General features: G+C 68.3%; 18 protein-coding genes. 13 read left to right on the top strand and 5 right to left on the bottom strand.

Annotated features, from left to right (window positions below):
• Positions 1-3 precede the first annotated feature (3 nt).
• From GDJ08_RS18885 to GDJ08_RS18855, 7 genes are all read left to right on the top strand, one after another.
• The gene (locus GDJ08_RS18885; RefSeq protein WP_153165481.1) at positions 4-1,287 is read left to right on the top strand and encodes a TRAP transporter large permease; all 1,284 of its coding nucleotides are present in this window, start codon (positions 4-6) and stop codon (positions 1,285-1,287) included.
• A complete protein-coding gene (gene pelA, locus GDJ08_RS18880; protein WP_153165480.1) occupies positions 1,260-2,435 on the top strand; it encodes a pectate lyase in 1,176 nt (391 codons plus the stop codon). The genes GDJ08_RS18885 and pelA overlap by 28 nt, the downstream gene beginning before the upstream one ends.
• 38 nt (positions 2,436-2,473) lie before the next feature.
• The gene (locus GDJ08_RS18875; protein WP_153165479.1) at positions 2,474-4,054 is read left to right on the top strand and encodes a family 43 glycosylhydrolase; all 1,581 of its coding nucleotides are present in this window, start codon (positions 2,474-2,476) and stop codon (positions 4,052-4,054) included.
• Positions 4,055-4,098: 44 nt separating this feature from the next.
• Positions 4,099-5,157, top strand: a complete 1,059-nt coding sequence (locus tag GDJ08_RS18870) for a LacI family DNA-binding transcriptional regulator (protein WP_017355510.1) — start codon at positions 4,099-4,101, stop codon at positions 5,155-5,157.
• 216 nt (positions 5,158-5,373) lie between these two features.
• The gene (kduI, locus tag GDJ08_RS18865; RefSeq protein ID WP_017355509.1) at positions 5,374-6,222 is read left to right on the top strand and encodes a 5-dehydro-4-deoxy-D-glucuronate isomerase; all 849 of its coding nucleotides are present in this window, start codon (positions 5,374-5,376) and stop codon (positions 6,220-6,222) included.
• A 66-nt stretch (positions 6,223-6,288) separates the two neighbouring features.
• On the top strand, positions 6,289-7,044 hold the full coding sequence (kduD, locus tag GDJ08_RS18860) for a 2-dehydro-3-deoxy-D-gluconate 5-dehydrogenase KduD (protein WP_017355508.1): 756 nt from the start codon (positions 6,289-6,291) through the stop codon (positions 7,042-7,044).
• Between the two features lie 133 nt (positions 7,045-7,177).
• Positions 7,178-8,284, top strand: coding sequence for a GDSL-type esterase/lipase family protein (locus GDJ08_RS18855; protein WP_206147396.1), 1,107 nt, complete (start codon positions 7,178-7,180; stop codon positions 8,282-8,284).
• Positions 8,285-8,421: 137 nt separating this feature from the next.
• Here GDJ08_RS18855 and phhA read toward each other — a convergent pair whose 3' ends face one another.
• Complete coding sequence (gene phhA, locus GDJ08_RS18850; protein ID WP_026070682.1) at positions 8,422-9,318, bottom strand: phenylalanine 4-monooxygenase; 897 nt, start codon at positions 9,316-9,318, stop codon at positions 8,422-8,424.
• Positions 9,319-9,445: 127 nt separating this feature from the next.
• On the opposite strand from phhA, the gene GDJ08_RS18845 reads away from it, so the two are divergent.
• On the top strand, positions 9,446-9,928 hold the full coding sequence (locus tag GDJ08_RS18845) for an Lrp/AsnC family transcriptional regulator (protein ID WP_017355505.1): 483 nt from the start codon (positions 9,446-9,448) through the stop codon (positions 9,926-9,928).
• Between the two features lie 47 nt (positions 9,929-9,975).
• On the opposite strand, the gene GDJ08_RS18840 is transcribed toward GDJ08_RS18845, so the two are convergent.
• A complete protein-coding gene (locus tag GDJ08_RS18840; protein WP_017355504.1) occupies positions 9,976-10,971 on the bottom strand; it encodes a patatin-like phospholipase family protein in 996 nt (331 codons plus the stop codon).
• 49 nt (positions 10,972-11,020) lie between these two features.
• Positions 11,021-12,046, bottom strand: a complete 1,026-nt coding sequence (locus GDJ08_RS18835) for a TIGR00266 family protein (RefSeq protein WP_136005733.1) — start codon at positions 12,044-12,046, stop codon at positions 11,021-11,023.
• A gap of 210 nt (positions 12,047-12,256) precedes the next feature.
• On the opposite strand from GDJ08_RS18835, the gene GDJ08_RS18830 reads away from it, so the two are divergent.
• Positions 12,257-14,524: a TonB-dependent receptor gene (locus tag GDJ08_RS18830; protein WP_153165478.1), complete on the top strand. Its 2,268-nt coding sequence runs from the start codon at positions 12,257-12,259 to the stop codon at positions 14,522-14,524.
• Positions 14,525-14,604: 80 nt separating this feature from the next.
• Here the strand turns inward: GDJ08_RS18830 and GDJ08_RS18825 are convergent, their stop codons facing one another.
• The gene (locus GDJ08_RS18825) at positions 14,605-15,456 is read right to left on the bottom strand and encodes an acid phosphatase (RefSeq protein ID WP_153165477.1); all 852 of its coding nucleotides are present in this window, start codon (positions 15,454-15,456) and stop codon (positions 14,605-14,607) included.
• A 276-nt stretch (positions 15,457-15,732) separates the two neighbouring features.
• Between GDJ08_RS18825 and GDJ08_RS18820 the strand changes: the two genes are divergently transcribed.
• Both GDJ08_RS18820 and GDJ08_RS18815 read left to right on the top strand, forming a co-directional pair.
• Complete coding sequence (locus tag GDJ08_RS18820; protein WP_136005725.1) at positions 15,733-16,614, top strand: lipase family protein; 882 nt, start codon at positions 15,733-15,735, stop codon at positions 16,612-16,614.
• 10 nt (positions 16,615-16,624) lie between these two features.
• Positions 16,625-17,833 (top strand): DUF4785 domain-containing protein, encoded by a 1,209-nt coding sequence (locus tag GDJ08_RS18815; RefSeq protein WP_153165476.1) that lies wholly within the window; start codon positions 16,625-16,627, stop codon positions 17,831-17,833.
• A gap of 59 nt (positions 17,834-17,892) precedes the next feature.
• On the opposite strand, the gene GDJ08_RS18810 is transcribed toward GDJ08_RS18815, so the two are convergent.
• Positions 17,893-18,723 carry an ABC transporter ATP-binding protein gene (locus GDJ08_RS18810; protein ID WP_153165475.1) on the bottom strand — a complete coding sequence of 277 codons (831 nt, stop codon included), beginning with the start codon at positions 18,721-18,723 and terminating at the stop codon, positions 17,893-17,895.
• A 148-nt stretch (positions 18,724-18,871) separates the two neighbouring features.
• Between GDJ08_RS18810 and GDJ08_RS18805 the strand changes: the two genes are divergently transcribed.
• The gene (locus GDJ08_RS18805) at positions 18,872-20,074 is read left to right on the top strand and encodes a DesA family fatty acid desaturase (protein WP_153165474.1); all 1,203 of its coding nucleotides are present in this window, start codon (positions 18,872-18,874) and stop codon (positions 20,072-20,074) included.
• 42 nt (positions 20,075-20,116) lie between these two features.
• Positions 20,117-20,443, top strand: a complete 327-nt coding sequence (locus GDJ08_RS18800) for an EF-hand domain-containing protein (protein WP_017357605.1) — start codon at positions 20,117-20,119, stop codon at positions 20,441-20,443.
• Positions 20,444-20,481 lie beyond the last annotated feature (38 nt).

Genomic DNA, 20,481 nt, shown 5'->3' with positions numbered 1-20,481 from the left:
GTCATGGGTATTACGATTCTTTTCACCGTCTTCGCGGTGCTGCTGCTGCTCGGTGTGCCGGTGGCCTATGCGCTGGCCGCGGCCGCGCTGGCAACGCTGTGGTACCTGGACCTGCCCACGCTGGTGCTGGTCCAGCAGATCTCCGCCGGCACCGGGTCGGCCTCGCTGATCGCCATTCCACTGTTCATCTTCGCCGGTGAAATCATGATGCGCGGCGGCATCTCCGAGCGCCTGATCTCGCTGGCCTCCTCGCTGGTCGGGCGCCTGCGCGGTGGCCTGGGCCAGGTGTCGATCCTGTCCTCGCTGTTCTTCGGCGGTGTGTCCGGCTCGGCCATCGCCGATGTCTCGGCGGTGGGCGGCACGATGATTCCGCAGATGGTCAAGCGCGGTTACGACCGCGATTTCGCCGTCAACGTGAGCATCACCGCTGCGCTGGTGGCACTGCTGGTGCCGCCCTCGCACAACCTCATCCTGTTCTCGGCGGCGGCCGGTGGCGGGTTGTCGATCGCCGATCTGTTCGCCGCCGGCATCGCCCCGGCGCTGCTGATGACCTTGGCCCTGATGGTCACCGGCTACGTGGTCGCACGGCGTCGCGGCTACGGCGTGGAAGTGTTCCCCGGCTGGCGTGCCGTGGCCCTGCGGCTGTTCTCCGCCCTGCCCGGCCTGGGCCTGGTCGCGCTGATCTTCGTCGGCATCCGCGCCGGCATCTTCACTGCGGTGGAGAGCGCGGCAATCGCCGTGGTCTACGCGCTGCTGGTCACCACGGTGCTGTACCGCCAGCTCAACTGGCGCGAGTTCCTCGGCACGGTCACCCATGCCGCCCGCAGCACCGGCGTGATCCTGTTCGTGATCGCCACCGCGGCGGTGTTCGGCTGGCTGCTGGCCTACCTGGAAGTGCCGGCGGCAGCGGTGGACTTCCTGCAGTCCTTCGCGCACAGCAAGTTCATGGTGCTGCTGATGATCGTGGTGATGCTGCTGCTGCTGGGCACCTTCATGGATCTGGCACCGATGATCCTGATCTGCACGCCGATCTTCCTGCCGGTGGCCAAGGCCTACGGCATCGATCCGATCCACTTCGGCCTGGTGCTGGTGCTGACCGGCGGGCTGGGGCTGGTGACGCCGCCGGTGGGGTCGGTGCTGTTCATCGGCACCTCGATCGGCAAGATCACCGTCGGCGAGAGCATGCGCTCGATCTGGCCGTTCTGGTTCGCCGCGCTGGGCGTGCTGCTGATCGTCACCTTCTTCCCGGAGCTGTCGCTGTGGCTGCCCGCCCTGCTGCGCGCCTGACGATGCATCGCGCCGCCGCCCTGCTGCTGATCGCCCTGCTGCTGATCGCCCTGCCCTGCGCCGCGCCTGCGGCGCAGGCGCAGGACATTCCGCTGCGCGCCTTCCAGGACGCGATCAACCACTGGCAGAGCGGGCACGGCACGGACTACCCGCGCTACCGCCCCGACCAGTACCGGGAGATCGCCGACAACCTGGTGCTGCTGCAGCACCGTGGGGGCGGCTGGGCGGTCAACCAGGACCCGCAGCGGATCCTCGACGACCGCGCGCGTGCCGAGGTGGTGGCCGCGCAGGCCACCGCCGGCGGCAGCTTCGACAACCGCAACATCCATACGCAGGTGGCCTACCTGGCGCAGGCCTTCGATCGCAGTGGCGATCCGCGCTATCGCCAGGCCGCCGTCCGCGGGCTGGATTTCATCCTCGCCGAGCAGATACCGGCGTGCGGCGGCTGGCCGCACTCGGTGCCGTCGCGTACCGCGTACCACGGCCACGTCACCTTCGCCGACGATGTCACCAGCGGCGTGCTGACCACGCTGAGGCGGGTGCAGCAGGACCCGGTTTTCGCCTTCATCGGCGCCGACCAGCGCGCCCGGGTCGACCGCGCCGTGCACCAGGGCGATGCCTGCGTGCTGCGCCTGCAGGTGCGCCAGGGCGACGCACTCACGCTCTGGGCCGGGCAATACGATCCGACCACGCTGCAGCCCGCGCAGGGACGCCGCTTTGAACTGCCGGCGCTGGTTGTCGATGAGAGCGTGGGCGTGGTGCGCTACCTCATGTCCATTCCCGACCCGTCGCCGGAGGTGATCGCGGCGGTGGACGGAGCGATGGCGTGGTTCCAGGCCCACGCGCTGCAGGGCGTGCGGCTGGAGACGTTCGACGCCGCGCCAGAGCAGTTCCAGCATCACCGCAGCACCATCGACCGCCGCCTGGTGGACGATCCCGGCGCACCGCCGCTGTGGGGCCGCTTCCACGACCTGCGCGACAGCAGCGTGGTGCTGGCCAACCGCGAGGGGGAACGCGTGGCGCGCTTCGACCAGGTGCCGCGCGAGCGCCGCACCGGTTACCACTGGTACGGCACCTGGCCACAGGCGCTGATCGCCACCGACTACCCGCGCTGGCAGCAGCGCCTTGCCCGGACCGGTACGCGCTGAGCGCGGCCGGACCACGATCCACCATCAGGAGAGAACGGATGCATCTGCGCAAGACCCTGGCGAGCTTCGCCACCGCCTGCCTGCTGCTGGCCGGGGCCGGCCATGCCGCCGAGCCGTCCACCGCCTGGACGCGCGGCATCGAGAACCAGCGTCAGGCCGACCTGGGCAACGGCACGTTCCTCAACCCGGTGTTCGCCGGCGACCGCCCCGACCCGTCGGTGCTCAAGGACGGCGAGGACTACTACCTGACGCTGTCGTCCTTCGACGCCTATCCCGGGTTGCCGATCTGGCACTCGCGCGACCTGGTCAACTGGCAGCCGCTGGGCCATGCCATCACAAAGAACGTGGGGGCGATCTGGGCGCCGGACATCGTCAAGCACGGTAGCCGCTACTACATCTATTTCCCCGCCCGCACCGGCGAGCACCGCAGCAACTTCGTGGTCTGGGCGGACAGCATCAAGGGCCCGTGGAGCGAGCCGATCGACATCGGCCTGGGCGGCTACATCGATCCGGGCCATGCCGTGGGTGAAGACGGCAAACGCTATCTGTTCCTGAGTGGCGGCGACTACGTGCAACTGGCCGACGACGGCCTCAGCGTGGCCGGTACGCCCAAGCACGTCTACGACGGCTGGAAGTACCCGGAAAGCTGGGATGTGGAGGCCTACGCGCAGGAAGGGCCGAAGATCAATTTCCGCGATGGCTGGTACTACATGACCACCGCCGTGGGCGGCACCGCCGGCCCGCCGACCGGCCATATGGTGATCACCGCGCGCTCGCGCTCGATCCACGGGCCGTGGGTGAATGCGCCAAACAACCCGATCATGCGCACCCGCTCGGCCGCCGAGCCGTGGTGGTCGCGTGGCCATGCCACCGTGATCGAGGGCACCGACGGGCGCTGGTGGATGATGTACCACGGCTACGAGAACGGGTACTGGACGCTGGGCCGCCAGGCGCTGCTGGAGCCGATCGAGTGGACCGACGATGGCTGGTTCGTGGCCAAGGGCGGCGACCTCGGCCAGCCGCTGGCCAAGCCCTCCGGGACCTCGGTGGGCGCGCACGGCATGGCGCTCTCGGATGATTTCGCCGGCCCGGCGCTCGGCGCGCAGTGGTCCTTCTTCAACCCGGCGCAGGATGAATACCGCCGCTTGGACTTCAGTGGCGAGGGCCTGCTGCTGCAGGGCAAGGGCGACACGCCCCGCGACAGCTCGCCGCTGACCGCCATTGCCGGTGACAAGGCCTACCAGTTCGAGGTGGAGATGGAGATCGCCCCCGGCGCGGTCGGCGGCGCCCTGCTCTTCTACAGCGACCGCCTGTACGTGGGCGTGGGCAGCAACGGCGAGAAGTTCATCATGCACCGCTACGGCGAGGAGCGCCCCACCCGCCTGGCCCCCAGCGCCACCGGCGGCCGGCTGTGGCTGCGGGTGACCAACAACCGCCATATCGTCACCATCCACTCCAGCACCGACGGCAAAACCTGGCAGAAGTACCCGGTTCAGATGGAAGTCTCCGGCTACCATCACAATGTGGCCGGGAAGTTCCTGGCCCTGAAACCGGCGCTGTACGCCGCCGGCGACGGCAAGGTCCGCTTCCGCAACTTCCGCTACCGCGCCCTCGATTGAGAGGGCCGCTAGAATCCCCTGACTCATCCCCGGTTCGAAACGACATGTCATTGCGCAGCAAAACCGATCCGTCCCCGCACGGATTGACCAAGGGCAAGGCCGCCACGATCAACGACATCGCGCGTCTGTCCGGGGTATCCAAGAAGACCGTCTCGCGCATCATCAACAACTCCCCGCTGGTGCGTAAGGACACGCGCGAGAAGGTCGAGGCGCTGATGCGTGAAGTGGGCTACGCCCCCGATCCGCTGGCCCGCGGGCTGGCGTTCCGCCGCTCCTTCCTGATCGGCATGGTGTACGACAACCCCACCGCCCAGTACATCGTGGACATGCAGTACGGCGCGCTCGATGCGCTGCGCGGCTCCAGTTTCGAGCTGGTGGTGCACCCGTGCGATTCGCGCAGCCCCGGCTATATCGAAGGCGTGCGCCGTTTCGTGCAGCAGCAGAAGCTGCACGGCGTGATCCTGGTGCCGCGTGCGTCGGAAGACCAGGCGCTGGTGGACATGCTCGACGAGATCGGCTGCCGCTTCACCCGCATCGCCTCGCTGCCGCTGGACGACACCTCGCAGATGGTGGTCACCCACGACCGCGACGGTGCGGCCGAGGCGGCCGATTACCTGCTGTCGCTGGGCCATCGCGACATCGCGCTGGTCACCGGCCCGAGCGCCTACCGCTCGGCGCACGAACGCACCGCCGGCTTCATCGATGCCCTCGCCCAGCGCGGCATCGAGCTGCCGCCGGCGCGCATCGTGGAGGCCGGCTATACCTTCGAATCGGGCGTGGCTGCCGCCGAGAAGCTGCTGCTGGGCAAGCAGCGCCCGACCGCGATCTTCACCGGAAACGATGAAATGGCGGCCGGTGTGTACAAGGTCGCCCTGCGCGCGGGCATCAACATCCCGCGCCAGCTCTCGATCATCGGCTACGACGACAGCCCGCTGGCCTCGCGCCTGTGGCCGTCGCTGACCTCGGTGCGCCGTCACACCCGTGACACCGGGCGCACGGCGGCGGCGATGCTGATCCAGCCCGATGGCCAGGCCGCGCTGCAGATTGCCAGCGTGCGCCCGCACCTGATCGTCCGCGATTCCTGCCAACCGCCGGAGGATTGACCCGCGCCGCGATGGCAACGACGCGTCGTCATCATCAACGCGTCGCCACACGCCGGGTCAACCGGTTGCCGATCGCACCGCCTTTCCCACCTGTGCATGGGGCGGCCCGCCCACCCCACCTTGCACCGCAAAATGACACCGGTTTCCTATCTGGCTAGAATGATCGGAAACCGCGCCGGGGCCGACCCGTCGGCCCACCCCTGCTCTGGAGACGCCATGTACTGCAAGACCCACTACGCCACCCATCCCGACGCCATCAAGGGCGCCAGCAACGACGACCTGCGCGAGCTGTACCTGCTCGACGGCCTGTTCAATGCCGATGCGGTGACGCTGAAGTACACCCACTACGAGCGCTTCGTGCTCGGCGGTGCCGCCCCGGTCACCGGCCCGGTCTCGCTGCCGCGGCAGACCGAACCGGCCTCGGCCGCCGGCCATGCCTTCCTGGAGCGCCGCGAGCTGGGCGTGATCAACGTCGGCAGCGGCAGCGGCACCGTCACCGTGGACGGTACCGTCTACACCCTCGGGCCGAAGGACGGCCTGTACGTGGCGATGGGCAGCGAAGAGGTGGTGTTCGCGTCCGACGATGCCGCCAACCCGGCGCAGTTCTACCTGGCCTCGACCCCGGCGCATGCGCGCTTCGAGACCAAGGCGCTGTCGATCAAGGACGCGGTGGCCCTGGACCGCGGTGCGCTGGAAACCAGCAACGAACGCACCATTTACCAGTACATCGTGCCGGCCACCTGCCAGTCCTCGCAGCTGCTGCTGGGCCTGACCGTGCTCAAGCCGGGCAGCGTCTGGAACACGATGCCGCCGCATCTGCACGACCGCCGCAGCGAAGTGTATTTCTACTTCGATCTGGGCCAGAACGACCGCGTGTACCACTTCATGGGCGAGCCGGACGCGCAGCGCCATATCGTCATCCAGAACAACGAAGCGGTGGTGTCCCCGCCGTGGTCGATCCACATGGGCGCCGGCACCAGCAACTACGCCTTCATCTGGGCGATGGGCGGCGAAAACCTGGACTACACCGACATGCACGTGCTGGACATCTGCCAGCTCAAGTGACCCCTCGCGCGCCGCCCGCAGCGCGCGGGCGGCGCCTGTTACGCATTGAAAAGGACCGCATACGCAATGGCTAATCCGTTCAGTCTGGAAGGCAAGGTCGCTCTGGTCACCGGTGGCAATACCGGCCTGGGGCAGGGCATCGCGGTGGCATTGGCGCAGGCCGGTGCCGACGTCGCCGTGGCCGGCATCGCGCCGCCCACCGAGACCATCGCCAAAATCACCGCGCTGGGCCGCCGCTGCCTGGCGATCGAAGCCAACCTGATCAGCATCGAACCGGTCGAACGCGTCATCCGCGAAACCGTCGAGGGCCTGGGTGGCCTGGACATCCTGGTCAACAACGCCGGCCTGATCCGTCGCGCCGATGCCGTGGACTTCAGCGAGAAGGACTGGGACGACGTGATGAACGTCAACATCAAGTCCGCGTTCTTCATCTCGCAGGCGGCTGGCCGGCACTTCATCGCGCAGGGCCGCGGCAAGATCATCAACATCGCCTCGATGCTGTCCTTCCAGGGCGGCATCCGCGTGCCGTCGTACACCGCCAGCAAGAGCGGCATCGCCGGCATCACCCGTCTGCTGGCCAACGAATGGGCCGGCAAGGGCATCAACGTCAACGCGATCGCGCCCGGCTACATGGCCACCGACAACACCGCCGCGCTGCGGGCCGACGAGGACCGCAACAAGTCCATCCTCGACCGCATCCCGGCCGGCCGCTGGGGCACCCCGGAAGACTTGGGGGGCACGGCGGTGTTCCTGGCCTCCAGCGCCTCGGACTACGTCAACGGTGCGGTGCTGCCGGTCGACGGCGGCTGGCTGGCCCGGTAAGCCCCACGCTCGAACGATGCGCCCACGCGGGCAGACGATGGGCGCCCTCGGGCGCCCATCTGTCATCCGGGTTTTTCCCTTTGCCCGGCAGTGCCGGCCGATGGCCGGCCGCTCTCCCTCCAGGAGCATGACCATGCTGCGTTTGCTGCTGTCCCTGTCGCTGCTGCTCGCAGCCTCCAGCGCGCTGTGCGCCCCGCACCGCGTCTTCATTGCCGGTGACTCCACCGCCGCCGCGTACGGCCCGGAGCGCGCGCCACAGGCCGGCTGGGGCCAGGCCCTGCAGAGCTATCTCGATCCGGCGGGGTGGGAGGTGCGCAACCACGCCAAGGGCGGCCGCAGCTCGCGCAGTTTCATCGATGAGAAACGCCTGGAGGTGATCGCCGCCGAGCTGCAGCGCGGCGATGTGCTGCTGATCCAGTTCGGCCACAACGATGCGAAGGTGGAAGACCCCACCCGCTACACCGATCCGGCCGGCGCGTATCCGCAGTACCTGATGCGCTACGTGCAGCTGGCGCGCGACAAGGGCGCCACGCCGGTGCTGATCACCCCGGTGGCGCGGCTGCTGTACGACTTCGGGTCGCTGCTGGATACGCATGGGCTGTACACCCAGGCGATGAAGCAGCTGGCCGTGCGCGAACAGGTGGCGCTGATCGACCTCAACGCCCGTTCCACGCACTGGATCCGTGCGCTGGGCGAGCAGGGCGCAAAACCGTACTTCATGTTCGTGCCCGAACAGAACAAGGCCGACGGCACGCACTTCAGCCAGGCCGGTGCGACGGCAGTGGCGTGCCTGGTGATGCGCGACTGGGTGGCGTTGCAGCCGGAGCTGACGCCTGCGTTGAAGCGCGACATCGACTGCGACGTGAGCCAGCCCGCAGGGCAGGGCACCGATCCGGGAAAGCCTTCGCGGGTGGTGCACGAGCGAGACATCGCCATCGCCCAGCCCGGCCCGCATGGTGGTGCCGGCCCCACGACCGCCTACCCGTTCTTTGCCGACGACACGGACCTGCCGTTCGTGCTGCGCAAGCGCGTGCTGCACAAGGGCGCCGGCATTGGCCTGCACCCCCAGCACAAGGACGAGATCTATTACATCGTCAGTGGGCAGGGCAGCTATGTGCTGGACGGCAGGCAGTACGACGTGGCAGCAGGCGACGCGTTGCTGACCCGGGTGGGCAGCCTGCATGCGCTGCAGCAGCGTGGGGAGCAGGATCTGGTGGTACTGCTGGCGTATCCGCGCTAGCGCGGCGCAGCCGGGCAGAGCCCGGCTCTACGGTGCGGCTCAGCCGGGCAGAGCCTGGCTCTACGGTGCGGCGCAGCCGGGCAGAGCCCGGCTCTACGGTGCGGGGCAGCCGGGCAGAGCCCGGCTCTACGCGGCGCTCATACGTCGCCGCCGTCCGCCCAGCCTTCGCCGGTGCCGGCATGGAAGACCGTGTCGCCGTCCTGTACGTCACCGGCCGGCAGATGCGGCTGCGCTTCCAGCGCGGCATAGATCGGGGTGAAGTCCGGTGCCGTGGCCTGCATCAGCTGTTCGAAGCTGTCGATGACGAAGTAGGTCTTCTGGAAGGTGTCGATGCGGTAGCGGGTGCGCATGATCCGCTCCAGGTCGAAACCGATGCGGTTGGGCGCGTCCGATTCCAGCGAGTACAGCGACTCGCCCTTGGACGAGACGATGCCGGCGCCGTAGATGCGCAGCCCTTCGGGCGTGTTGATCAGGCCGAATTCCACCGTGTACCAGTACAGGCGGGTGAGGTGCTGCAGCGCTTCCGGGCCGATCGCGTGCGCCTTGACGCCGCCGCGCCCGTAGGCCGCCATGTAGTCGGCGAACACCGGGTTCATCAGCAGCGGTACGTGCCCGAACAGGTCGTGGAACATGTCCGGCTCGGCGATGTAGTCGATCTGGTCGGGGCGGCGGATCCACCAGGTGACCGGGAAGCGGCGGTTGGCCAGGTGGTCGAAGAAGTCCAGTTCGGGCAGCAGCCCCTCCACACCGACCAGGGTCCAGCCGGTGGCCGCGCCGAGTACCTCGTTGAGCTGGTCGAAGCGCGGGATCATGTGCGCGCTCATGCCCATCTCGTCCTGCGCCTGCAGGAACTCCCGGCTGGCACGGCCTTCCAGCAGCTCACGCTGGCGCTGGTACAGCGTGCTCCAGGTGGCGTGGTCGTCGGCGGTGTAGCTGTCCCAGGGCTGTTCCACGATGGCGGTGGTATAGACCGGCACGTATCCCTTGTCGGTCTGCTGGTGTTCGACGCGGCGCGGGGCGGTGGCGGTGTCCATCGTGGTGGTCTCCTGCGAAGTCATCTGTCGATGCTAGGGCAGGGTGCGCGCAAGAGGATTGCAAAGTTGCACAGATATGACGGGTTGGCGCAATATCATTGCGTCCATTCAATGTTGCGGAGCAGCAATGTCCGGGGATGCCCAGTTCGACCGCACGGATCTGCGTCTCCTGGCGGAGATCCAGCAACATGGCCGCGCCACCAACGCCGAACTGGCGGCGCGTGTGAACCTGTCCCCGTCTGCCTGCCTGCGCCGCGTGCAGCGCCTGGAGAGCGAGGGTGTGATTGCCGGCTACGGTGCGCGCCTGGAGCCGCGCCGGATCGGCCTGGGCCTGCAGGCGTTCGTGCGCGTGCAGCTGGAGAAGCACGACCAGCATGCCATCGGCGTGTTCGCCGACAGCGTGGTGGAGTGGGATGAAGTGGTGGCCTGCCACGCACTGACCGGCGACATGGACTATCTGCTGCACATCTACGTGCGCGACCTGGAGCATTTCTCCAGTTTCCTGCTCGACAAGCTGCTCAACGCGGCCGGCGTGGCCGACGTGAATTCGAGCTTCGTGCTGCGTACCGTGAAGGACTTCCGGGCGCTGCCGCTCTCGCAGCTGGAATAAGGGCGAGCCCTTGTTCCAGCGGGTAGAGCCGACCGTTGGTCGGCGCCTCAGCCGTCGCACTTTTCCTTGCGGCCCATCAGCCTGCCCATGCGCGAAGGTTCATCGCACGTCGGCTTGGGCGGCGGGGCCAGGGCTGCGGCGCGCGCGCGCTGCAGCTGCTGCACCTTGGCGCGGATCTGCGGCATGACCGCCATCGCGGCCTTCTCGCCTTCGAGGATCGCGTTGTTGCGCTGGCTGAAATCGGCCGCGCCGATATCCAGCACCTTCGGGCGGATGATGATGTCCGCACGGGCCAGCTCCTGCTCGCCCAAACGCTGGCCCATGATCGAAATGGACTGGTTGACGATGCCGAGCATGCCGGTCGGCGACTTGCCGCTGGCCTTGCTGGAGATGTCCACGGCGATGACGATGTCCGCGCCAAGCTGGCGTGCCGCGTCCACCGGCACCGGACTGACCACACCGCCATCGACGAAGCTGTTTCTGCCGATCTTCACCGGTTCGAACACCCCGGGGATGCTGCTGGATGCGCGCACGGCCTGGCCGACGTTGCCGCGCACGAACACCGCGCGCTCGCCGGTATCCAGATTGGTGGCCACCGCAGCGAAGGGCTTTTTCAGCTTCTCCGCGGGACGGTTGTCGACCTGCGCGTTGACGTAGTCCTGCAGCTTCTGGCCTTGCACCAGACCACCGGAGAACAGGCGCACGTCGCGGATGCTGGCTTCATCCAGGGCCACCGCCTTGGACTGCATCTGGAAGGCGTCCATGCCGCTGGCATACAACGCACCGACCACGCTGCCGGCGCTGGTGCCCGATACCACCACCGGCTCGAAACCGTTGGCTTCGAGCATCTTGATCACGCCGATATGGGCAAAGCCCTTGGCCGCACCGCCACCGAGTGCCACGCCGATCTTCACCGGCTTGGCCTGTGCGACCGGCACCGCCGCCGGGGGCGGGGTCGGGCGGACGGGATCGCCGCCACACCCGGCCAGCAGGCCGAGCAGGGCAACGGACAGCACGAGACGGGTCTGGCGGAAGGCGGTCATGGCATCGGCGTAAAGTGAATGGGCGATAGCATACCGGGTCGTACCGGCCTCAGAAGCGGTTGTCGCCGTCGAGGATGCGGCCGATCCCGCCCAGCACCGAGCCTTCGCCGCGGCTCTGGCCACCGGCCTGCGGCGCGGCCATCCACATCCGACCGGCCAGGCGCGAGAACGGCAGCGACTGCAGCCATACCTTGCCGGGGCCGGTCAGCGTGGCCAGGAACACGCCTTCGCCGCCGAACACCATGCTCTTGATCCCGGCCACGCGGCGCACGTCCATGTCCACGCTGGCGTGGTAGGCCACCACGCAGCCAGTGTCCACGTCCAGGCGTTCGCCGGCTGCCAGCTCGCGCTCCACCACGCAACCGCCGGCATGGATGAACACCCAGCCGTCGCCCTCGAGCTTCTGCATGATGAAGCCCTCGCCGCCGAACAGGCCGGTCATGATCTTGCGCTGGAACTGCACGCCGATCTGCACGCCGCGCGCGCCGGCCAGGAAGCTGTCCTTCTGGCAGACCAGACGGCCGCCATGCTGGTCCAGCTTCATGGGCAGCACGGTGCCGGGGTAGGGCGCGGCGAAGGCAACCTTGGCCTTGCCCTGGCCGGTGTGCGTGTAGAGCGTGGCGAACAGGCTTTCGCCGGTCAGCACGCGCTTGCCGGCCGACATCAGCTTGTCCATCAAGCCACCGCCCTGGCCGCTGTGCGAGCCGTCGCCGAACACCGTGTCCATCTGGACCGAGGCGTCCTTGAACATCAGCGCGCCGGCTTCGGCGATGGCGCTCTCGCCCGGGTCCAGCTCGATCTCCACGAACTGCATTTCATGCCCGACGATGCGGAACTCGATATCGTCGGCGCGCTGGCTGCGGCCACCCGCTCCCGGCAGCGGCGGCGGCGCGCCGGTCGGGACGGCCGTGCTGGCCAGCAGCTCGGGCACCTCGCCGATCGCCATCCAGCCGCTCATGCCTTCGCACCAGACCAGCGCGCGCGGGTTGCTGCGGGCGTACTGGCGGGCGGCCTCGTCGTCGAGCGGTCCAACGCGGTCGGGCTGGGCGGTGCTGTGGAAGTACCACTGGGTCATGACGATGTACCTGGCTGGAAGGGAGCAGCGCCGGCCGCTGGCCGGCAACCCCGCCATCCTGCCAAATCCGGGCGACGTCCGCCCGGCGCCTTCACACCCGCGTGGCCGGATCTTGGTAATGAATGACCGGAATTTGCGACGCTGTTGCTGTACTGCAACAATTGTCTGGTAGCGCCGGTCCACCACCCCTCCCAACACAGCCTAAACGCCATGTTCCCGAACCGCACTGCCCACGGCCGGTTTCCGTCCGTGCACCCGCTCGTCATCGCCCTCGCCGCCCTGCTGCCATTGACGGCCGCAGCCCAGGACGCGCCCGCCGCCAAGGACCCGGTCGCCCTCGATACCCTGCAGGTGACGGCGCAGCGCCGTGTGGAAAACGCCAAGGACGTGCCGGTCTCGATCTCGGCCATCCAGGGGGAAAAGCTGGACGTGCTCGGTTCGGCCGGTGACGACATCCGCTTTCTGTCGGCACGCGTGCCCAGCCTGAACATTGAATCGTCCTACGGCCGTGCCTTCCCGCGCTTCTACATCCGCGGCCTGGGCAATACCGACTTCGATCTCAATGCTTCGCAGCCGGTCTCGCTGGTGTACGACGACGTGGTGCAGGAAAGCCCGCTGCTGAAGGGCTTCCCGCTGTTCGACCTGGCCGGTGTGGAAGTGCTGCGCGGCCCGCAGGGCACGCTGTTCGGCCGCAATACCCCCGCCGGCGTGGTGAAGTTCGATTCGGCGCGTCCGTCGCAGGATGCCGATGGCTACATCAAGGTTGCCTACGGCAGCTACAACACCTGGAACACGCAGGGCGCCTACGGCGGCCCGCTGACCGACCGCTGGTCGGCGCGCGTGTCGGCGCTGTACCAGCGCCGCGACGACTGGGTGACCAACACCCGCCAGAACGCGCCGGCGCAGGGCTTCGAAGGCTATGACGAAGCCGCCGCGCGCGTGCAGTTCCTGTACGAAGGCGATGATGTCGAAGCGCTGTTCAACCTGCACAAGCGCAAGCTCAACGGCACCGCGCGCCTGTTCCGCGCCAACATCATCAAGCCGGGCACCAACCAGCTGGTCGAGAACTTCGACCGCGACGACGTGTCCACCGACGGCGAGAACTTCTCGGACCTGGAAACCTGGGGCGGCAGCGCGCGCCTGCAGTGGAACCTGGGCCGCGTGACGCTGCACTCGATCACCGGTTACGAGACCGCCGAGTCGCTCAACCACGGCGACATCGACGGTGGCTACGGCGCGGCCTTCCTGGGCGCGGGCAATTATGGCCCGGGCTTCATCCCGTTCCCGTCCGAGTCGGCCGACGGCCTGCCGCACCATCGTCAGTGGACGCAGGAATTCCGCGTGGAATCCAACGAGTGGGGCCGCTTCGACTGGCAGGCCGGCGTGTTCTACTTCGATGAAGACGTCACCATCGACAGCTTCAACTACGACTCGCTTACTCCGGGCAATCCGCAGACCGGCCATGCCGTGCAGACCCAGCGCAACAAGGCGTGGGCCGCGTTCGCTTCCGGCGATGTCGACGTGACCGAGCGCTTCAAGCTGCGCGGTGGCGTGCGCTACACGCAGGACAAGAAGGACTTCAGCGCCAGCGTGCTGCAGGCCGTGCAGGGGGGTACGCCGGTCAGCGGCCCGTACATCGCCAAGAGCGATGTCGACGACGTCAGCTGGGATCTGAGCGGTGTGTACCAGATCACCGACAACCTCAATGCCTACGCGCGCGTGGCCAAGGGCTTCCGCGCCCCGTCGATCCAGGGCCGCCTGGCCTTCGGCGGCGTGTCGCAGGCCGATTCGGAGAAGGTGATCTCCTACGAGGCCGGCATCAAGGCCGACCTGTTCGACCGTCGCGCCCGGCTGGGCTTCAACGTGTTCCGCTACAACGTGGACGGCCAGCAGTTGATCGCCGTGGGCGGCAGCAACAACACCGCCACCCTGCTCAACGCCGACAGGACCATCGGCCAGGGCGCCGAGCTGGACTTCGAAGCCTACCTGACCGACCACGTGCTGCTCACCCTGGGCAGCAGCTACAACGACACCGAGATCAAGGACCGCGACCTGGCGGTGGCGATCTGCGGTGGCGGCTGCACCATCACCGACCCGACCACCGTGATCAACGGCGGCACCTACGCGCTGGTCAACGGCAATCCGCTGCCGCAGGCGCCGAAGTGGATCCACAACCTGACCCTGCGTGCGGGCTTCCCGATCACTGACGCCAGCGAGCTGTACGTGTACACCGACTGGGCTTACCGCAGCGAAGTGAACTTCTTCCTGTACGAGTCCCCGGAGTTCCGCAGCCGTTCGTCGCTGGAAGGCGGCCTGCGCCTGGGCTACAACTGGGATTACGGCCAGTACGACGTTGCCGTGTACGGTCGCAACCTGACCGACCAGGTGCGTGTGGTCGGTGCGATCGACTTCAACAACCTGACCGGCTTCCTCAACGAGCCGCGTACGTTCGGCGTGGAGTTCACCGCGAAGTTCTGATGGCCGGGCGGGTGCCGACCACGCGTCGGCACCCGCTTCCGTAGCGCCGACCGTTGGTCGGCGGTTACACGCAAGGTCTCCTACAGCGCGCTTGCCGGCCGTACCTTCAGCACCGCTTCCTCGGCCGCGCAGTCGCGGCTGGAATGCAGGCCCGCCTTGCGCGCGGCGACGATCTCCTTTCGTGCGGCCATCAGGTCCTTGTTGAACGCGGCGTTGCCGTGCAGGCGCGCCACGGCGGCGGCGCCCATGAAACGCCCTTCGAGGATGTCGCTCTGCCAGTGCACGTTGCATACCAGCCGGCTTTCGCCGTAGTTGCGGCCACGGGCCAGGATCGCGTCGGCGCGGTCCGGCGCGATTTCGGACAGGATCAACGCCCAGGCCCAGCCGATCGAGGTGTGGCCTGACGGGTAGGAGCCATTGCCGCGCAGGTCCTGCTCGTCTTCCGGACTGCAGGTGGGTTCGTTGTTGACCATGAACGGCCGTGGGCGCTGGTAGTGCTTCTTCGCGGTGCGCGTGGCCGCGCTGGCATCGATGCGGCTGCGTTCCAGCAGACGGTACAGCGCCGGCGTCTTCACCGCGTCCACCTCCACGTCGATGGCGCAGGAGAACTGGTTGGCGCCGGCCGGGAAGCCCAGTTCGGCATCGCGGTGGGCCTGCGCGAAGCGCGGGCTGTCGCGCAGCGCCCGTGCCTCGCGGCTGACCTGCTCATCCAGGGCGAAACCGGCCGAGCCGGCGGCCGGCGGTGCAGGCACCAGCGCCAGGCTGGCCGGCACCGCATCGGCGGGCAGATAGCCCACCGCCTTGGTCGTCACCGAGGCTTCCACGGGCGTGGCTGGCGGGGCGGCCGTCGTCGCGCAGCCGGCCAGCGCTGCGAGCAGGGCGGTGCCGAGCAGGGGGCGCAGGGCGGGGATGGGCGTGAAGGTCGACGACATCGGCAGGTCTCGGAAACAGTCGGACGCGCATGATCGCAGCTTGCCCGCCCGCTGGCAGCGCCGGCCGTCATGCGGCCAAACCCGGCACAAACCACCCTGATCGATCGGCGAATCCGCTCAGAAGATAGGAAACATCTACTGGCGCACGGAATTCGATGCGCTTACGGCATAGCTTCCGCCGAAGGCACGGCCACTTGTCATGCGAATGTCGATCATTGCATTCGATAGTGAACCGCTGCTGGAACCAGGGGGATCACCTGACATGGGAGACAACGGATGCGAAGCAACGCAGGAAGGATGGGCGTCGGCCTGGCCGTGGGCCTGATGCTGGCGTGCGGCGGTGCGCAGGCAGCGGATGTGGTGGGGGTGGCGTTCGTGCACGGCACGGGCGCGCAGACCGATGCGCGAGCCGACTACTGGCAGCCCGGCATCATCGACACGGTACGGCTGGGATTGCCGAACAGCGCCAACTACACCGTCATCAATTGCGACTTCACCCAGTACATGTGGAAGCCCGAGGCCGCCGGCTGCCTGGCCGGGCAGTTGACCACCTTCATCAACGGCAAAGGCATCACCAGGCTGGTGGTGATCACCCATTCCAACGGCGGCAACGTGGTGCGCTGGATCCTGTCCAACCCCACCTATGACAGCCGCTATCCGAAGATCATCCAGACGGTCAGCAAGGTCACCGCGCTGGCGCCCTCCTCGGCGGGCACGCCGCTGGCCGATGCGGTCCTCAACGGCAACACCTTTGAAACCTCGGTGGGCTGGCTGCTCGGGTACACCAACGACGCGGTCCGCCAGCAGCAGGTGGGCCACATGGCCACCTACAACGCACAGAACCTGTACGGCACGGCCGGGCGCCCGGCCCTGCCCAGGCCGTTCCGCGCGGTGGTCGGCTCGGATGTGGAGTCGGCGGTATGGGACAGCAACAGCTACTGCGGAGGCTACGCGCAGAACGTGGGGCTGGAGTTCACCCAGAACTGGTTGAACAGCTGCTCGGACGGCTTCCTGGAGTGCAGCAGCCAGAAGGCTGCCGGCACCACCTGGTTCACCGACAAGCAGCGCACCAACGGCGCCGAGCCGTTGAGCCACAACCAGAGCCGCCGCGAGTGCTTCGGCCTGGGCACGATCCTGCGCAATGACCTGGCCCTGTGAGGAGCACACGATGACTGCAAGACTGACGATCGTGGTGGCCGTGGCCGCCGCCGTACTGGCCGCGCCGCTGCAGGCCGCACAACCGCTGCTGCCGGCGCGCAGCAGCGACCAGGTGGCCCCGCGCGTGGAACGCGCCGCGCTGCCTGACGAGGCGGGTGAACGCGCACCGCTGAGCTTCGCCTGGGCACTGGACCCGACCCAGCCGCTCACAGCGCCGGCGCCGCAGGCCGCGCTCAGCCGCAGCTACTGGGAAACCGTGGACGCCGCCGCGTTGCAGCGGGGCGTGGCGCTGCCGTTGACCGCACCGGATGCGGTGATCCAGGTGAGTCCGGTGCAGGGCGCACGGGTCCTGCGACCCGAGCAGTGGGAGGTGCGCGACCCGACCGGTGCGCTGGCCGTGGACCGTATCGTGGATGCCGGGCAGCTGCGCGCCACCGGCATGCCCGCCGGCACCGGCACGGCGATGGTGCGTACCGGCGGCAGCGCCGCAGTGGGCACCTACCGACTGCAGAGCACGCAGGCGCAGGGGCGCTACGTGGTGCAGGTGCTGGAACCCAACAGCGCGATTGCGCTGCGCCTGCAGGCCGACCGCCAGCAGGTGCTGGCCGGTGGCCGCGTGGTGGTCAGCGCACGCCTGCAGGACGACGGCGGCAGCACCGCGCTGGCGGCGGGGCGCTCCACCACGCGGGCCCTGCCGGCTGCGGGCGAGGCGCTGCTGGTGGCACCGGATGGACGCAGCTGGCCGGTACCGCTGGTGGCCGGCAGGGACGGCCTGCAGGCGCAGGTGACGATCCCGCAGGAGGTCGGCACGGTCCAGGGCCTGTGGGAGCTGCAGGCCTTCGTCGGCGCCAGGGGCGTGCAGCGCGATGCCAAGGTCGCCTTCGCCGTCGCGCAGCCGACCGCGCGTTTCAGCGGCCAGGCCGAGGCGGACCCGACGGCCCGCGCCGTGCGCCTGCCGCTGCAGATCGGCGCGCCGGGGCGCTATGAGGCGCGCGGGACGCTGTATGCCACCGGCCCGGATGGGCAGCTGCGGCCGGTGGCGCAGGCGCACAGCGCGGCCTGGTTCGACGCACCGGGCACTGCCGAGCTGCGGTTGCCGTTCGCCAGTGTGGCCCTGCCGCGTGGCTATGCGGCGCCGTTCGAGCTGCGTGATCTGCAGCTGCAGGACCAGAGCCGCATGGCCCCGATCGAATCGCGGGCGCGGGCGTTGACGTTCTGAGGACGGCGGGGCGGGGCAAGGGCCCCGCCCCCTTGTGGGCGCCTCCCGCGGGTGCCGGGTCAGCCGGCGAACGCGCTCAACCGCCCGTCCTGCTCCACTACCTGGATCGGGCCGCCGAACACCTCCGACAGCGGTGCATCGCGCAGCAGCGCGGCGCGGCTGCCGTCGGCGACGATCCTGCCGGCGCGCAGCAGTACCACCCGCTCGATCTCCGGAATCACCTCTTCGATGTGGTGGGTGACCAGCACCAGGGTGATGCCCTGGACAGCCAGCGCCCGCATGGTGGCGATCAGGTGCTGGCGCGCCACCAGGTCCAGGCCGGTGGACGGTTCGTCCAGCAGCAGCGCCTGCGGGCGGTTGACCAGCGCACGGGCGATCAGCACCCGCCGCGTCTCGCCGGCGGACAGCTCGGCATAGCGGCGCTGCAGCAGGGGCAGGGCGGCGGTCATGGTCAGCGTTTCACGCACCCGCGCGCGCATGTCCTCGGTGATTTCACGGAAGGCCGGCACCACGAAGCTGGCGAAAAACCCCGACAGCACGGCCTCTTCGACGGTCAGCCCGGGCATGTCGGCCAGCGAGCTGCTGAGGTCGCCGGTAACGATGCCCAGCTGTGAGCGCAGCCGGTCCACCTGCCAGCGGTTCTGCCCCAGCACGCGTACGGCCACCGTCCCGTCGCCGTGGGCCAGCGGGTACAGCTCGCGGGTGATCAGCTTGATGAAGGACGACTTGCCGCAGCCATTGGGGCCGAGCAGCGCGGTGTGCTGGCCTTGGGCAATGCGAAGGCTGAGCTCGTGCAGCACCCGCACCTGGCCCCGGATCACGCAGGCGCGGTCCAGTTCGATCAGCGGGGTGGTGGACAACGGGGAGGGGGAAGAGGCGGCAACTGTCATGAATGCGGGGGCATGCTCACGAAGGAGGGTTTGAACTGAATGACGCCGTAAAAATCGCACCGGATGGATGAAGTTTGCAACGTCAGGCCCCATCATGTCCGGAGGTGTACCCGTTTCCTTGCTGGCCGCTGCGGCCCGGAGTCCTGCGATGTTCGATACGCTCCTCAACTTCCTGACCGGCGGTGTTGTCGGCCTTGGCTGGTGGGGCATGGCGCTGGTGCTGCTGGTGTTCACCCAGCTGACCATCTTCGCCGTCACCTTGTACCTGCATCGCAGCCAGGCCCACCGCGGCGTGGACTTCCATCCGGTCATCGCCCACTTCTTCCGTTTCTGGACATGGCTGACCACCTCGATGATCACCAAGGAGTGGGTGGCGATCCATCGCAAGCACCACGCCAAGGTGGAAACCGATGAAGACCCGCACAGCCCGGTGACCAAGGGCATCGGCAAGGTGTTCTGGCGCGGCGTGGAGCTGTACCGCGAGGCCCGCGGCATGCGCGCGGACATCGAGCAGTACGGTCGCGGCGCGCCCGACGACTGGATCGAGCGCCACCTGTACACCCCGCACGCCAACGTGGGGCCGGTCGCGCTGCTGGTCATCAACAGCGTGCTGTTCGGCCTGCCCGGCGTGGCGCTGTGGGCGATCCAGATGGCCTGGATCCCGTTCTGGGCCGCCGGTGTGGTCAATGGCCTGGGCCACTGGTGGGGCTACCGCAACTTCGAGTCGGCCGACACCTCCACCAACCTGACGCCGTGGGCGTTCTGGATCGGCGGTGAAGAGCTGCACAACAACCACCACGCCTTCCCCAGCTCGGCCCGCTTCTCGATGCGCCGTTGGGAGTTCGACATCGGCTGGGCCGCCATCCGCGGCCTGCAGGCGCTGCGCCTGGCCAAGGTGCTGCGTGTGGCGCCTAGCATGGACGTACGTCCGAACATCGCCGTGCCGGATGCGGAAACCCTCAAGGCGCTGCTGTCGCACCGCTTCCAGGCGATGACCGACTACCAGCGCAACGTATTCGTGCCGGCGCTGCGCGAGGAGGCCGCGATGGCCGGCGCCAAGCTGCGCAAGCTGCTGCCGCGCCGCATGCGCCGTGGGCTGGTCAACGACGGTCGCTGGCTCAAGCCCGATTGCCGTGCCCAGCTCAGCACCTGGGTCGATCAGCGTCCGCGCATCCGCGTGCTGGTCGAGCACCGCGCCCGTCTGGCGGCCTTGCTGGAAGCGCGTGGCAACGACGCGGCCGAGCGTCTGAAGCTGCTGCAGGCCTGGTGCCACGAGGCCGAGGCCAGTGGCATCGCCGCGCTGCAGAACTATGCCGCGCGCCTGAAGGGCTACGCACTGACGGCGCACTGAACCGTGCACCGTGTTCACCCGTCAGCCGAAAAACGCCGCCCCGTGCGGCGTTTTTCGTGGCTGCTGCTGCTCGCCAGCGCGGCCGCCCAGGCCCAGGTGTCCGACACCGGCAGCTACCTGCAGCGCATGGACAGCGATGGCGACGGCAAGGTCGGCGTGGAAGAGTACGTGCAGTGGATGCTGTATGCGTTCGACCGCATGGACCGCAACGGCGATGGCGTGCTGACCCGCGATGAGCTGCCGGGCGGCAAGGGCAGCCCGATCACCCGCGAACAGCAGCGCCAGACGTTGATCGAGCGCTTCCACAGGCAGGACGCCAACGGCGACGGGTACCTGAGCGCCAAGGAACTGGCCGCGCCGCCGCGCTGAACCAGCCCGTCCGCAGCGGGCGGGGGCTCGCTAGAATC

This window comes from Stenotrophomonas nematodicola (assembly GCF_009467805.1).
Classification (GTDB): domain Bacteria; phylum Pseudomonadota; class Gammaproteobacteria; order Xanthomonadales; family Xanthomonadaceae; genus Stenotrophomonas; species Stenotrophomonas nematodicola.
Note: the sequence above shows the minus strand (reverse complement) of the source record. Positions and strands in the feature narration are given on the sequence as shown.

Coding starts and splice junctions, on each gene's coding strand:
- GDJ08_RS18830 (WP_153165478.1), top strand. CDS start 12,257: ATGTTCCCGAACCGCACTGCCCACGGCCGGTTTCCGTCCGTGCACCCG.
- GDJ08_RS18870 (WP_017355510.1), top strand. CDS start 4,099: ATGTCATTGCGCAGCAAAACCGATCCGTCCCCGCACGGATTGACCAAG.
- kduD (WP_017355508.1), top strand. CDS start 6,289: ATGGCTAATCCGTTCAGTCTGGAAGGCAAGGTCGCTCTGGTCACCGGT.
- GDJ08_RS18885 (WP_153165481.1), top strand. CDS start 4: ATGGGTATTACGATTCTTTTCACCGTCTTCGCGGTGCTGCTGCTGCTC.
- kduI (WP_017355509.1), top strand. CDS start 5,374: ATGTACTGCAAGACCCACTACGCCACCCATCCCGACGCCATCAAGGGC.
- GDJ08_RS18855 (WP_206147396.1), top strand. CDS start 7,178: ATGCTGCGTTTGCTGCTGTCCCTGTCGCTGCTGCTCGCAGCCTCCAGC.
- GDJ08_RS18845 (WP_017355505.1), top strand. CDS start 9,446: ATGTCCGGGGATGCCCAGTTCGACCGCACGGATCTGCGTCTCCTGGCG.
- GDJ08_RS18875 (WP_153165479.1), top strand. CDS start 2,474: ATGCATCTGCGCAAGACCCTGGCGAGCTTCGCCACCGCCTGCCTGCTG.
- phhA (WP_026070682.1), bottom strand. CDS start 9,318: ATGGACACCGCCACCGCCCCGCGCCGCGTCGAACACCAGCAGACCGAC.
- GDJ08_RS18835 (WP_136005733.1), bottom strand. CDS start 12,046: ATGACCCAGTGGTACTTCCACAGCACCGCCCAGCCCGACCGCGTTGGA.
- GDJ08_RS18805 (WP_153165474.1), top strand. CDS start 18,872: ATGTTCGATACGCTCCTCAACTTCCTGACCGGCGGTGTTGTCGGCCTT.
- GDJ08_RS18815 (WP_153165476.1), top strand. CDS start 16,625: ATGACTGCAAGACTGACGATCGTGGTGGCCGTGGCCGCCGCCGTACTG.
- GDJ08_RS18820 (WP_136005725.1), top strand. CDS start 15,733: ATGCGAAGCAACGCAGGAAGGATGGGCGTCGGCCTGGCCGTGGGCCTG.
- GDJ08_RS18825 (WP_153165477.1), bottom strand. CDS start 15,456: ATGTCGTCGACCTTCACGCCCATCCCCGCCCTGCGCCCCCTGCTCGGC.
- GDJ08_RS18840 (WP_017355504.1), bottom strand. CDS start 10,971: ATGACCGCCTTCCGCCAGACCCGTCTCGTGCTGTCCGTTGCCCTGCTC.
- GDJ08_RS18810 (WP_153165475.1), bottom strand. CDS start 18,723: ATGACAGTTGCCGCCTCTTCCCCCTCCCCGTTGTCCACCACCCCGCTG.